Here is a 13,877-nt window from a genome sequence, read left to right as displayed (position 1 = left end):
TGTTTAAGTTGTTAATTGTAATTGGTAGGATATTAATTTTGAATATTCAGACTCCTTGAAGAGAAGTTCTTCATGGGTTCCTATTTCTGCAATCTCGCCATTTTTCAATACAATGATCTGATCCGCATTTTTAATCGTACTAAGCCTGTGTGCAATGATTACAGAGGTTCTGTTTTTAAGATAAGTATTCAGATTAGAAATGATTTTATTTTCATTAATAGAATCCAGTGAGGAAGTTGCTTCATCAAAAAATATAAAATCGGGATCTTTATAAATGGCTCTGGCGATAAGTAGCCGTTGTTTTTCACCTCCGCTCAGTGAGATTCCTATCTCACCTATTTTAGTATAGTATTTCATAGGCAGGCTTTCTACTTTTTCATAAAGCTCTGCAATCTTAAGGGCAAGATTTAACCTGTTTATATCTGGGTTTTCGGTAGACATGGTTATATTTTCAAGAATTGTTCCACTGAAAATATATCCTTCCTGAAGAATAGCACCGCATATTTGTCGCCAGTCCTTGATATTAACATCTTTAATGTTATTGTTTTCAATAAAAATATCTCCGCTGGTAGGGTAGTAGAACCCCAACAATAATTTCAGTAAAGTTGATTTTCCGCTTCCGCTTTCTCCTACAATAGCAGTAGTTGTATTTTTTTTAATGGTAAGGTTAATATTCTTAAGAACTTCAAGCTCTGAGTTGATATCATATTTGAAATTGACTTTCTTCAAGGTGATGTGATCTACAGAACCAATACTATGATAGCTTACATTTTCCTTGATCTCGTTTTCTTTATTGTAAATATCGGTAAGCCTGTCATGAGCCAGTTTGGTATTTTGAAAATTTTGAGTGTAATCCGTTAATTGCTGCAATGGAGCAGAAAGCTGTCCCAATATATAACTGACCATCATCATCAGACCTAAAGTAATCTGAGATTCTATAACAAGATATGATGTATAGCCTATAAGACTGATATCTCTTATTTTCGATATGAATAAGTGACCGTCGTTCATATAAAAATTGATATAGGCCAGCTTGGTTTTTAAGGTTTTCAGCTTATTTTCAGAATTTATCCAGTTGGAAAGTCTTGATCTTTCCGCACTGTTTATCTTTATATCGGTAATTCCCATAATCAGCTCATAGATTGTATTTCTGTTTGCTGACTCCAGGGCAAATAATGAATAATCGATCTGTTTTTTCTTTTTAAAAAACAAAAGGATATAAACAAAGGAAATGATACTGAACAATACAAAAACTAAAAATATCTTATAATTCTGATATATCAGAAGCAGCGAAAAGACAATGATATTCAGTACGCTGGTAACTACCCCTATCAAACTATAAGTGATGAAATAATTTATTTTATGCTGGTCGCTTAGTCCTTCAATAAGATCAGATTTAAATTTTGAATCATGATAGCTTATAGGAAGTTTCAGAATTTTTAGAAAATATAATTTATTGAAGTCAATATTTAGTTCAAGACTTATTTTGGTATTGATGACTTCGGAAAGACTTTGAGAAAGCAAAAAACTGACTGCAAAAACAAACTGCAGCAAAAGTAATTTTATGACAATATGCATATCTTTTGACAGAATACCTTTGTCTATATTTTCTTTCAGCAGAAGAGGCATTGCCCAGTTGGCAGCTAGCGTAACAAGAGTAAGAAAAACAGATAAATAGAATTTTTTCCTGTTTTTTTTTAAAATCCTTTTAACATTGGCAATAATTGGATTTTTTTGTTTTTCCTTTTTGTTGTTGATGAGTTCTATATTTTCAAAGTCTTCTGAAGGTTCAAATACTATTGCAATTCCTTCTGATCCATTTAACCATTTTTCACTGAAGTCTTCCAAAGAGAGACTTACTCTTCCAAATCCCGGATCTATAATATCAATTACTCTTTTTCTGATATTTTCAAGAATAATGAAGTGCCCGTGTTTTAGATACAAAATTGAAGGAAGGGGCATCTCATAAATGTCCTCCAAGGTAATGTTTACAGTAGCGCAGTTGAATCCGTTATTTTTAAGGAAAAGGCGGAGGTCTTTGATAGAAATTCCAAGTTTTGAAACCTTAAGGTTTTTTTTAATTTCTCTTAAAGTATATTTTTTTCCATAGAATGCACAAATCATTTGAAGACATGCGGGTCCGCAGTCATTAGCTTCAAGTTGATGTGTGAATTTTATTTTATGCTTCATGGAAGAATAGCTTTTCCAGACGGTTCATGATTACTTCGTCTTTTTTCTCATTATCATAGCCCATTTGGCACTTATCCAGTCCTTTTGCTTCCAAATTAATCTGGTGGCATCCACCTCCACATAATGGAAGGATTCTGCAGTTTTGGCAAGCTTTAGATTGAATTTTTAACTCCTCCCAAGTAAGAATTTTTTCATTCCATTCAATTTCTCCTTCATCATTCAGTTCACCATACTTATTTTCTTTCGTAAAATCTCTTGCAGTACATTTGTAAACATCACCGTTATAATTGATAACCGCTTCGTTCTTTTTATCGGCATAGCAAGGATTGGTAAGGCCTTCTAAAAGTTCTGTTTCTTCTCCTTTAGGAATAAGATTGTGTTTTTGATAAAGTTCCATTACTTCTTTTACCTTATCATCAATATTATTTACTTCGATGTCCTGCCATACCTGATGGAAACTGATGCTCAGATAGCTTCTGTCTTCTTCATTCAGATCGATAAGATCATTGACAATTTCCTTTGTTGAGTCAATATTTTCAGCGGTATAATTAATTCTTATAAGAACACTTATTTTTTCTCTGAGTAATCTTTTTATAGAATCAATAATTTTATCATAAGAACCTTCTTCTTTTTGAGCAACTCTTACTTTGTTATGCTCTTCTCTTCCTCCGTCTAAGGTAATCTGGAAAAATTTATTGTCATTTTCATAAGTCAGATGATTAACCATTCTGTCATTAAGAAGATAGGCATTGGTCGTGAAAGAAATAGTAAAGTTGATATGAGAATAATCTTCATATTTGGTTCGGTAATGGTTGATGATAGGTTCGGTAACCTTGCTGTAATACATCAAAGGTTCTCCACCGAAAAAGGAAAGGTCAAATGAATTGAGGTTTTTGTTTTTTTCCAAAGTCTTATCAATAAACTTGATAATCTTACCCACTCCTTCATTACTCATCTTGGAACCCACAATATGAGATTCATAGCAATACCAGCATTTGAAATTACAGTTCATTGTTGGGTTAATAATAAGGCGGTAGGTTTTATCAGAATTATCTACCTCTTTACTTCTCTGAATCACTTCCTGAAGTTCATCGCGATCATAATCAACAATGGCATTGATATCTAGTAAATTTTGGTAAATGGATGGATGATTTTTCTCCAAATCAAGGCTGGGGAGTTTAAAGTAGCCTTCTAAATCTCTTTTGATGACAATACATTTATCCTCTTTTGAGTTATATACTGCTGAAATAGTATCACTTAAAGGAATGATGGAATTATATTTACTGAATTTATACATAATTTCTCTTTATATTATTATTGTACTTGGTTTTGGATTTAATGTGATGCATTTTGAGCCATTGATGCTATTATCACATTGCTAAGAAATATTGGTACACCTGATACTGCTATCAGAATCACAGTGACTTCTGCCGCTTTATTTACCATGAATAAACCAGCTTTAAAAACTCCTGTCTTTGGTGTATTTTTAATAAACTCTAAGAAACCTGAAGAGTTTCTTGAGCTGGTATATTAGTTTTTTTGATTCTTATAAAATTCCGGTTGATGGGGTCAGCACTGTACATTTTCTACCATTGCTGGAATTGTCACAATTTCCGTTGGAACAGCGGGACTCATTAATAGATCCCTGACAGGCAGAACTGCCATTGACGCATTGGCTGCCGTTGACCACTATAAAATCTCCGGCCATTAAATCTTCATTGACTTTGGATAAATAAAGAGATTCACTGTCACTAGAAATCATCTTTTCTTCAATTATTTTTAAAAATTTAGATTTTTCCATGTTAAATTAGTTTTGAGTGTTTAAAAAAGTAAGAATTACTATAATTTTTTTAGTTATTAAGTTTTGCTATAATATACCTGTTGAAGGGGTTAATACGGTACACTTTCTTCCGTTGATAGAATTGTCACAGTTTCCGTTAGAACATCTGGAATCATTAATAGATCCGTTACATGCGGTACTTCCGTTGACGCATCTGCTGTCGTTTACACCAATGAAGCCTCCTTGGCTTTGCTCAGAAAAATTAGTTAGAATTAGTGATTCTTGACTATTATCTGTTAAATTACGCTCTAATCTTTCGATAAAGTTTGAGAATTTTGTATTTTTCATAGTAATTGGTTTTAAATATTGTGATTATAGTAATTCTTATTGCTAAAATAGGAAAAAAAGTATTATTCACTTTCAGGAGTCTTAATTTGTATTGATTTTAAATAAACGATCACCTTGTTGAGAATTATCAAAAATAAATAACAATATAACTTGAAGCTCAAAGTCTTATATTACCTACCGGGAGATGCTCATCTTATCTGAAAATGATGTTACCATTTTAAAAATTATTGTCTTTATCGTTAAGTACTTTGAAAAACGCTGTTAAATTTAACATTGTAAGGTTAATGAAATATTCCTAATTTGCAAGAGCAACCTATTACCTGCCACCTAAAATCTGTTCAAATGAAAATAAAAGCTGTCATTGTTGACGATGAACTTATAGCAAGAGAAGTTTTACGAAGCTATCTTACCAAATACTGTCCGCAGGTGGAAATTCTGGGTGAAGCTGAAAATATCAAAGAAGCAGTTCCGTTAATTGCTGAAAAGCAGCCTCAACTGGTCTTCCTGGATGTAGAAATGCCTTTCGGAAATGCTTTTGACGTGCTGGAAGCAACCAAAGATTTCTCATACGAAACTATTTTTATTACCGCATTTTCACAATATTCATTACAGGCTTTAAATAAATCAGCAAGCTATTATATTTTAAAACCTATCGATATTCAGGAACTGATTCTGGCAGTAAATAAAGTAGCGGAAAGCCTTGAGAAAAAAGAAGAGCTCAACCGCAATAAAATCCTTCTTGAGAATCTGAAATTAAAACCTGAAAAACAGCAGTTGATTTTGCCAACTTTACAGGGGTTTGACGTTGTAAAAACAGAAGATATTGTAAGACTTCAGGCGGATGGAAATTTTACTCAGGTATATCTTACCGATGGTTCAAAGAAGATGGTGTGCCGTTTTCTGAAGCATTTTGATGATCTTCTGGAAAACCCGTTTGTCAGGGTTCACAGGTCTCATATCATTAATACAGGTTTTGTAAAATCCTATCATAAAAGCGGAACCGTGATGCTGGCGGATGATACGGAAATAGAGGTTTCAGGAAGCTTTAAAGATAATTTCCTGAAAGTATTTTCATAGAATTTATGGGGCCTTAACAGACCAAAGGCATTATTTTTGACGTTCTATCATAACCACCAAAATATTCCTGTCATGAAAACCATTCATAAAATTATACTTCCCGTTTCATTGGGAGCACTGGGGCTTATTATTTTCAATTCCTGTTCTGTAAGAATTCCCAGGGGAGCATCTGCGGTAAAGAATTTTAATCTTAAAAAATATCTGGGCAAGTGGTATGAGATCGCCCGTTTCGATTACAGGTTCGAGAAAAACATGGACAATGTTACTGCAGAGTATACAGAGAATCCGGATGGTACCATTCAGGTAAGAAATAAAGGCTATGATTACACTAAAAAAGTATGGAATGAATCTATCGGGGAAGCAAAATTTGTAAAAGATCCTGCAGAAGCCCGTTTGAAAGTTTCATTTTTTAAGCCGATCTGGGCCGGTTACAACGTTATAGATATTGATGAAGACTATCAATATGCTCTTGTGGCAGGAAGCAGTTTAAAATATCTGTGGATCCTTTCCCGTACCACCAGCATTCCGGAAAGTATCCGTCAGCGTTTCCTCCAGAAAGCAAAAAAAATCGGCTATAATACCGATGAGCTGATCTGGGTAAGACATAATCAGTAAAGAATAATCCAAATCGCAAAATAGTGGAAGGGCAAAAATGCAGATAAGTATATTATGTACAATTTTGCCCTTTTATCTATTAGCTGTTAATATATTCTTTCCATTCTTCAAAACGGTGATCTATCACCTGTTTCATCAGATCATAATTTTCATAGGTATCCTCAATGTGATAGAAAGTTTCATATTCATAGTCATTTTCTTCTGCTTTAGCATCAAAAATATTCACGTAATCATCAGCGAATGAGCTGTATCTGTTTCCAAAATCGGTATCATCAGCATAATAATCCTTTGCAAAAAGATTTCCCAGTTCATTCAGGTCATATTCTGAGAATTTTCCGTCGCAGGAATCCATAATGAATTCAGCACCGGTTATTTCTCTTCGCTTTACTTTTTCTATTTCCTCTTCACCATCTTCCTTCAGTTCATCAGAGATCAGATCGTTATGGATACACCAGTTCAGGAACATTCCCGTGTGGGTAGCCCCGTTTTTCTGAGGAAGGCCTTCCGGAAAATCACCGCCATAATGCCATGAAGCATCATCATATTTAGACATAATTTGTATTGTAGTTTTAAATAATTTCTTCAAAAATAGAAAAAATCAATTTATATTGCCGCTGCCACAGAATTTTCCGTCATTTGCATAGAATTTTTTTCAACAAAAAAATATATGGAAAAAGCTGTTCTGATTACTATCGGTGATGAAATCCTTTCCGGAAATACGGTAGATACCAATTCTAATTTTATTGCTGCTGAACTTAAAAATATAGGAATAAAAGTCATTCAGATTCTTACGATCTCAGACGAAATTGAAACCATTAAAAATGCATTGAACACCGCCTTTGAAACCGGCGATTTAGTCATTACAACAGGAGGCCTCGGGCCAACCCGTGATGATAAAACCAAAAAGGCCCTGGCTGAATATTTTGATGATGAAATTGCTTTGGATGAGGTGACATTCAATCATTTGAAAGGCTATATGGAACGGCGTGGAAGAGCAGACATTCTCGAAAGAAACCGCGAACAGGCATTTGTCCCTACCAAATCCATCGTTTTTCAGAACCATTACGGAACGGCACCATGTATGATGATGGAACAGGACGGAAAATTGTGCTACAGCCTTCCGGGTGTTCCCTATGAGGTGAAACCGCTTATTAAAGATCAGATTATTCCTTATTTACAGCAAAGATTCAGTCTTCATTATATCCATACACGGATTGTTTCTGTGGTCGGAATTCCTGAAAGTATCCTGGCTGATAAAATTGAAGACTGGGAACTGGCACTTCCGGGAAATATTGCACTGTCTTATCTTCCGGTGGGAACCCGTGTAAAGCTTCGTCTGACTGCTTCCGGTGATAACGAAGAGCAGTTGAAGCAAATAACAGAAGAAGAAATCCAGAAATTGCTTCCTTTGGTAGAGGGTCATGTCATTGCAGTATCTGAGGATAAAATTGAAAATATTATGGCAGAAATGCTTACCGAAAGAAACATGACGATCTCCACAGCAGAGAGTTGTACCGGAGGTGAACTGGCAAAAATGATTACTTCAGTTTCCGGCAGCTCGAAATATTTCCTGGGTGGAGTGGTTGCCTATGCCACAGAGAAAAAGATTAAAATTTTAAATGTTTCTGAAAAGACCGTAGAACAGTTTACGGTTGTAAGTGAGCAGGTGGCCCAGGAAATGGCAAAAGGCTGTCAGGAATTGTTCGAGACTCATATTTCCCTTTCTACAACCGGTGTTGCGGGTCCGGGGAAAGGAGAAGACGGTAAGGATGTTGGAACAGTTTACTATACGATCAGAATCAATGATCAGGAAGTAACCTCAAAATTATACATGCCGCATCTGGAAAGGGTAGATTTTATGAATTTTGTCTCCCAAAAAGTGATTCAGGATGTGGTAAGCCTGCTTGTAAACAGCTAGATAGGGAATTATTTTTTAATTTTTTTTTAATTAATTTTTATACAGTTTTTCACGCTTTTTGACTGCCATTCAATAAATTTCAAAATCGTGGAAAATTCCAAACAGATTTTTCAGACCAGTAGCAAAAAACGCTGGAAAAGTGTGCAATGGGGAAGCCGTGTCTTTATTTTTATAGGAGTACTGCTTCTTCTTGCTTTAGGTCTGATGATGACTCTGGACAAAAGTCCTAAAATTCCTTTTAAAGAAGATTATAAAGCAGTAATTACAGCCAATAAGCCTTACCTTCAGGAGAATAAAATTTCTAAAGAATATAAAGGTTTCAGAAGCTTTATTTCTGAAAAAACAATTCACACCAATCTCGACAAAATTGAGAAAGCAAGAGCAGAAAGATATAAAAATCAGAACAGAAACTGGGCTCAGTTTCCGGGAGGGATCCGTTCTGCATTTTATGTAGCCTGGGATCCTCAGTCTCTGATGTCTCTGAAAAGAAATATCAGACACGTGAATCTTGTTTTCCCGGAATGGTTTTTCCTTGATCCTAAAACCGGAGATCTGAAAACCAATGTGGATCCGGAAGGCTACAAAGTGATCAAGAGAACAGGTGTGGCTGCCATGCCGATGCTGAGTAATAACTTCGACAAGGAATTCCGTTCAGAAGGGCTGGCAAAAGTTCTTAATGATCCTCAGAAAAGAACCCGTCTGATCCAAAAAATCACTCAGCAATGTAAAAAATATCACTTCAAAGGAATTAATATTGACTTTGAAGATATGAACCTGAATTCTGATGAAAATCTGATTGCTTTTATGAAAGAGCTTTCAGAGACTTTCAAAAAAAATCAGTTACTGGTTACCATGGATATCATGACGGACAATGATGATTACAACATTCCAGGACTGAATCCTTATGTAGATTATTTTGTGCTGATGGCCTATGATGAATACTCTGCCGGAAGCGATGCCGGTCCGGTGTCTTCTCAGAAATGGATTGAACAGCAGACAGGAAAAATTGTAAAACAAACCTCCCCGCAAAAAATAATTCTGGGCCTTGGAGCTTATGGCTATGACTGGAGCTCCAATCCGGATGACAATACTTCTGTTACTTACATGCAGGCAATTACGAAAGCCAGTGCCAGTAAAGCAGTTATAGATTTTAATGACAATACGTTTAATTTAAATTATTCTTACACGGATTCCAAAAATCTTACCCACACTGTATTTTTCAATGATGCAGCTTCTATCTTCAATACAATGCGTTTCTCCTCCGAATATCCTTTGGCAGGAACTGCACTCTGGAGACTGGGAAGTGAAGACAGCAGAGTATGGAACTTCTATGATAAAGATCTTACGTTTGCAGGGCTATCCAAACTGAACTTAAAAACATTGGAAAATGTAAAAGGGCAGACCATGGTGGATTACATTGGAGACGGGGAAGTGCTGGATGTCCTGAATACGCCTCATGACGGAAAAATTACATTGGAAGTTGATCCTAAAGAGAAAATTATCACAGACGAAAACTATGTTACCTATCCAAGTTCTTATGAAGTGAAGAAATATGGCAGTGCTCCTCAGAAAGAACTCGTGCTTACTTTTGATGATGGTCCGGATGAAACCTATACGCCACAGGTTTTGGATGTATTGTCCAGATATCATGTTCCGGCAGCTTTCTTTCTGGTAGGATTAAATGCAGAAAAGAACCTTCCGCTTGTTAAAAGAATTTATAGAGAAGGACATGAAATAGGAAATCACACCTTTACGCATGAAAATGTCGCAAAAGTAAGTCCGGAAAGAGCTTTGCTTGAAATGAAACTTACCCGTTTGCTCATAGAGTGTGTGACGGGACACAGTACAATCCTGTTCAGAGCACCATACAACGCTGACTCTGAACCTACCACTTCGGAAGAGATTATTCCGGTAGCTTTGGCCAGACAGCAGAATTATCTTGATATTGGAGAAAATATAGATCCTGAAGACTGGCAGCCGGGAATAAAAGCAGATGAAATTGTAAAACGGGTATTAGCCGGCGTCAAACAGGAGCGAGGGAACATCATTCTTCTTCACGATGCAGGAGGAGATACCAGAGAAGAAACGGTAAAAGCTTTAAAGATTCTGATTCCGACGCTTCAGAAACAGGGCTATCATTTTACGAACCTGACCAATATCTTACACAAAAGCAGAAGCGAACTGATGCCTGAAGTGCCTAAAACGAAGTCATATTACATCATGCAGCTGAACCTTGTTTTGGCTACCGTTATCTATGGAGTAAGTCATTTTCTCGTGGCATTATTTACTATTTTTATTGTATTAGGATTGATCAGGTTATTGCTGATGGCGTACTGGGCTTTTAAAGAAAGAAACAAAGAAAGAAAACTGGGTGAGTTTCCGGCTCTGAAATCTTATCCGAAAGTTTCCATTATTGTTCCTGCTTATAATGAAGAAGTGAATATTGTGTTTTCCCTGCAGAACTTATTGAAACAGACTTATCCCAACTTTGATATCATTATGGTAGATGACGGCAGTAAAGATTCTACTTATGAAAAAGCAAAAGCGGCATTTCCTGATCATCCGAAGCTGAAAATTTTCACCAAAAGAAACGGTGGAAAAGCAACTGCTTTAAATTTCGGAATAGCTCAGACCGATGCCGAATACGTAGTATGTATTGATGCCGATACCAAACTGCAGCAGGATGCCGTAAAATATCTTATTGCAAGATTTTTAAATTCAGATCCTGAAGAAAAGATTGCTGCAGTAGCAGGAAATGTAAAAGTCGGAAACAGAGTCAACTGGCTCACCAAATGGCAGGCTATAGAATATACAACAAGTCAGAATTTCGACAGACTGGCGTATGCTCACATTAATGCCATTACTGTAATTCCGGGTGCTATCGGGGCATTTAAAAGAGCAGTGGTTATTGGAACGGGAGGCTATTCATCCGATACTCTGGCAGAAGATTGTGATATTACGGTGAAAATATTAAAGGCCGGATATACTGTTGCGAACGAAAACAGAGCAATTGCCGTCACAGAAGCTCCGGAAACCGCCAATCAGTTTTTAAAACAGCGTTTCCGATGGACCTACGGAATCATGCAGATGTTCTGGAAACAGAGACATACTTTCCTTAACCCCAGATATAAAGGATTGGGACTTTGGGCAATGCCGAATATTTTATTATTCCAATATATCATACCATTTTTCTCGCCGATGTCAGATGTGATAATGTTCTTTGGAATTCTTTCCGGAAACGGAGACAAAATATTTACCTATTATCTGATCTTCCTTTTGGTAGATGCTTCCCTGGCTTTAGTGGCATTCATCATGCAGCGGGAAAAATTAGCCAATCTGCTGTATATCATTCCACAGAGATTCGGGTACAGATGGCTGATGTATATTGTATTATTTAAAAGTTTAAGAAAAGCACTGAAAGGCGAAATGCAGTCCTGGGGAGTTCTGAAAAGAACCGGAAATGTACAGGAGATAGCAACTTCATGATAACTAATAAAGGCTGGAAGCTGGAAGAATGAGGCTGGAAGTTCAGGATTTTCATCACTTCCGGTTTCCTGCTCCCAACTTCACACTTAGGAAGCTTTCATGTTATTTATTTAAATTTGTTTTTATAAAAAGTAACAAATTCAAAATAAATCATACATATTCTATAAATTGTTATCATAATGAAAAAAATAACGCTTTCTTTGTTTTTAATAGCAGGGATCTGTACTCAGACGACTATGAGCGCACAAGCAAAAGCTGCTAAAGTAGCAGTGAATAACACAGATAAAGGCCTAGACCTTAGCCTGATGGACACTTCTGTACGTCCTCAGGATGACTTTTACAACTATGTGAGTGGAACATGGATGAAAACAGCCAAAATTCCATCTGACAAACCAACCTGGGGAAGCTTCAACAAACTGGCGGAGGATACGGATAACAATTCCATGACCATCCTGAACTCTCTTCTGAAAGATAAATTTGCTGACGGAAGTGAAGGGAAAAAGATCCAGGATCTGTATGCTACATACATGAACATGGAGAAAAGAAATGCAGACGGAATCAAACCGATCCAGGAAAATCTGAATAAGATTGATGCTATTAAAAATATGGCTGATCTTCAGAACTACCTTACTTCTGTAACGAAAGAAGGTGAGAACATTCTTTACGGATGGGGAGTCGATGCAGATCTTAAAGATTCTAAAATGAATGCTGTTTATTTAGGAAATGCCACTTTAGGTTTAGGAAGAGACTACTATCAGAAAGTAAATGAAAAAAATACAGAAGCTATTGCTGAATATCAGAAATATGTAGCTTCAATGCTAAAAGAATTAGGATATAAAAATGCTGATGAGGCTGCAAAAGGTATTGTAAACTTTGAAAAAAGTGTCGCAAATACCTATCTGACAAATGAACAGAGCCGTGACAACACGCTTCAGTACAATCCTAAAACAATGGCTGAACTTTCAGCGTTGGTAAAAGGAGTAGACATCCCTGGTTACCTTAAAAAAGTAGGTGTAAATACGGATAAGGTCATTATCAGCGAATTGGGATTCTACAAGAATTTTGATAAATTGATCAATGCTCAGGACCTTCCTGTGATCAAAGATTATCTTAAATTCCACATGATCCACGGAAGTGCTTCTTACTTAAGCGAAAACTTAGGAAATATGAAGTTTGCTTTCTATGGCAAATACCTTAGAGGTCAGCAGGAACAGAGAGCTCTTAATAAGAGAGGATTTGAATTGATCAACGGTACTTTGGGAGAAGCTTTCGGAAAACTGTATGTTGAGAAATATTTCCCAGCTGAAGCAAAAGCTCAGATGGTAGAACTGATTGACTATTTAAAGAAGAGTTTCGCAGTTCATATCAATAACTTAGCATGGATGTCTTCTACCACTAAGGAAAAAGCAATGCAGAAACTGAACAAGTTCACTGTAAAAGTTGCTTATCCGGATAAATGGAAAGACTATTCAAAATTAAATATCGTTTCTGAAGCTAAAGGAGGAAACCTATATCAGAATCTTCAGAACATTACGGAATGGCAATACAACAAAGATTTAGCTAAAATTGGCAAGCCGGTGGATAAAACAGAATGGGGAATGACTCCGCAGACTGTAAATGCATATTACAACCCGGTAAATAACGAGATTGTATTCCCTGCTGCCATCCTTCAGCCGCCATTCTTTAACCCTAAAGCTGATGCTGCTGTAAACTTCGGAGGTATCGGTGCGGTTATCGGTCACGAAATGAGCCATGGATTTGATGATTCAGGTGCACAGTTCGATGCCGATGGTAACTTAGTAGACTGGTGGACTCCGGAAGATAAAGCGAACTTCGAAAAAGCAACAAAAGCCCTTGCTTCTCAGTATGACAAATATGAGCCTGTAAAAGGAACTTTTGTAAACGGTACTTTCACAAACGGTGAAAATATCGCTGACTTAGGAGGTGTAAACATCGCTTATGACGCTCTTCAGATGTATTTAAAAGACAAAGGAAACCCAGGGAAAATCAGCGGATTTACTCAGGATCAGAGATTCTTCCTAAGCTGGGCAACCGTTTGGAGAACATTATCAAGTGAGAAATATATGGTGAATCAGGTGAAAACTGATCCGCATTCTCCTGGATACTTCAGAAGCTTCGGTCCGCTAATCAACGTTGACGCTTTCTATAAAGCATTTGATGTGAAAAAAGGAGACAAATTATACAAAGCTCCGGAAGACAGAATCAAAATCTGGTAACAATAACAACCGCTCAGCAATGAGCGGTTTTGTTTTTTTAGGTAGCAGGTGATAGGTTGCAGATAATAGGTAATAGGCATTGTGAGAAGGAATCGAAGGGAACAATTTTTACAATAACGGCTTCCATCATTCCCCTCCTACGGACTATCGTGTGGACAGATCTTTAAAGATTTTGTAAGCTTTGGCTATATCTTTAAAACATTTGAGTCCAATCCACAGGGTTGTA

Annotated in this window: 9 protein-coding genes; 5 read left to right on the top strand and 4 right to left on the bottom strand. The window is 36.5% G+C overall.

Going from position 1 to position 13,877, the window contains the following annotated elements; all coding sequences use genetic code 11:
- Positions 1-3 precede the first annotated feature (3 nt).
- The 3 genes from DEU40_RS15780 to DEU40_RS15770 all read right to left on the bottom strand — a co-directional run bounded on the left by DEU40_RS15780 (position 4) and on the right by DEU40_RS15770 (position 3,991).
- Complete coding sequence (locus DEU40_RS15780) at positions 4-2,190, bottom strand: peptidase domain-containing ABC transporter (protein WP_110010735.1); 2,187 nt, start codon at positions 2,188-2,190, stop codon at positions 4-6.
- Positions 2,180-3,487: a radical SAM/SPASM domain-containing protein gene (locus DEU40_RS15775; RefSeq protein WP_110010734.1), complete on the bottom strand. Its 1,308-nt coding sequence runs from the start codon at positions 3,485-3,487 to the stop codon at positions 2,180-2,182. Before DEU40_RS15775 ends, DEU40_RS15780 begins: the two co-directional genes overlap by 11 nt.
- A gap of 249 nt (positions 3,488-3,736) precedes the next feature.
- A complete protein-coding gene (locus DEU40_RS15770; protein ID WP_110010733.1) occupies positions 3,737-3,991 on the bottom strand; it encodes a hypothetical protein in 255 nt (84 codons plus the stop codon).
- 669 nt (positions 3,992-4,660) lie between these two features.
- Between DEU40_RS15770 and DEU40_RS15760 the strand changes: the two genes are divergently transcribed.
- Together DEU40_RS15760 and DEU40_RS15755 are read left to right on the top strand one after the other, a co-directional pair.
- Positions 4,661-5,395, top strand: coding sequence for a LytR/AlgR family response regulator transcription factor (locus DEU40_RS15760; protein ID WP_110010731.1), 735 nt, complete (start codon positions 4,661-4,663; stop codon positions 5,393-5,395).
- Between the two features lie 72 nt (positions 5,396-5,467).
- Positions 5,468-6,010: a lipocalin family protein gene (locus tag DEU40_RS15755; protein ID WP_110010730.1), complete on the top strand. Its 543-nt coding sequence runs from the start codon at positions 5,468-5,470 to the stop codon at positions 6,008-6,010.
- A gap of 79 nt (positions 6,011-6,089) precedes the next feature.
- Here the strand turns inward: DEU40_RS15755 and DEU40_RS15750 are convergent, their stop codons facing one another.
- Complete coding sequence (locus DEU40_RS15750) at positions 6,090-6,563, bottom strand: hypothetical protein (protein WP_110010729.1); 474 nt, start codon at positions 6,561-6,563, stop codon at positions 6,090-6,092.
- 114 nt (positions 6,564-6,677) lie between these two features.
- Between DEU40_RS15750 and DEU40_RS15745 the strand changes: the two genes are divergently transcribed.
- The 3 genes from DEU40_RS15745 (at position 6,678) to DEU40_RS15735 (ending at position 13,651) form a co-directional block, all read left to right on the top strand.
- Positions 6,678-7,928, top strand: a complete 1,251-nt coding sequence (locus DEU40_RS15745; protein WP_110010728.1) for a CinA family nicotinamide mononucleotide deamidase-related protein — start codon at positions 6,678-6,680, stop codon at positions 7,926-7,928.
- Positions 7,929-8,015: 87 nt separating this feature from the next.
- Positions 8,016-11,414, top strand: a complete 3,399-nt coding sequence (locus DEU40_RS15740; RefSeq protein WP_110010727.1) for a polysaccharide deacetylase family protein — start codon at positions 8,016-8,018, stop codon at positions 11,412-11,414.
- A gap of 179 nt (positions 11,415-11,593) precedes the next feature.
- The gene (locus tag DEU40_RS15735; RefSeq protein ID WP_110010726.1) at positions 11,594-13,651 is read left to right on the top strand and encodes a M13 family metallopeptidase; all 2,058 of its coding nucleotides are present in this window, start codon (positions 11,594-11,596) and stop codon (positions 13,649-13,651) included.
- Positions 13,652-13,877: the final 226 nt, after the last annotated feature.

Origin of the sequence: Chryseobacterium sp. AG844 (assembly GCF_003182335.1) — a bacterium.
GTDB classification, from domain to species: domain Bacteria; phylum Bacteroidota; class Bacteroidia; order Flavobacteriales; family Weeksellaceae; genus Chryseobacterium; species Chryseobacterium cupriresistens.
This window is presented reverse-complemented; position numbering and strand designations above follow the sequence as displayed.

Coding starts and splice junctions, on each gene's coding strand:
- DEU40_RS15750 (WP_110010729.1), bottom strand. CDS start 6,563: ATGTCTAAATATGATGATGCTTCATGGCATTATGGCGGTGATTTTCCG.
- DEU40_RS15745 (WP_110010728.1), top strand. CDS start 6,678: ATGGAAAAAGCTGTTCTGATTACTATCGGTGATGAAATCCTTTCCGGA.
- DEU40_RS15735 (WP_110010726.1), top strand. CDS start 11,594: ATGAAAAAAATAACGCTTTCTTTGTTTTTAATAGCAGGGATCTGTACT.
- DEU40_RS15780 (WP_110010735.1), bottom strand. CDS start 2,190: ATGAAGCATAAAATAAAATTCACACATCAACTTGAAGCTAATGACTGC.
- DEU40_RS15760 (WP_110010731.1), top strand. CDS start 4,661: ATGAAAATAAAAGCTGTCATTGTTGACGATGAACTTATAGCAAGAGAA.
- DEU40_RS15775 (WP_110010734.1), bottom strand. CDS start 3,487: ATGTATAAATTCAGTAAATATAATTCCATCATTCCTTTAAGTGATACT.
- DEU40_RS15770 (WP_110010733.1), bottom strand. CDS start 3,991: ATGGAAAAATCTAAATTTTTAAAAATAATTGAAGAAAAGATGATTTCT.
- DEU40_RS15755 (WP_110010730.1), top strand. CDS start 5,468: ATGAAAACCATTCATAAAATTATACTTCCCGTTTCATTGGGAGCACTG.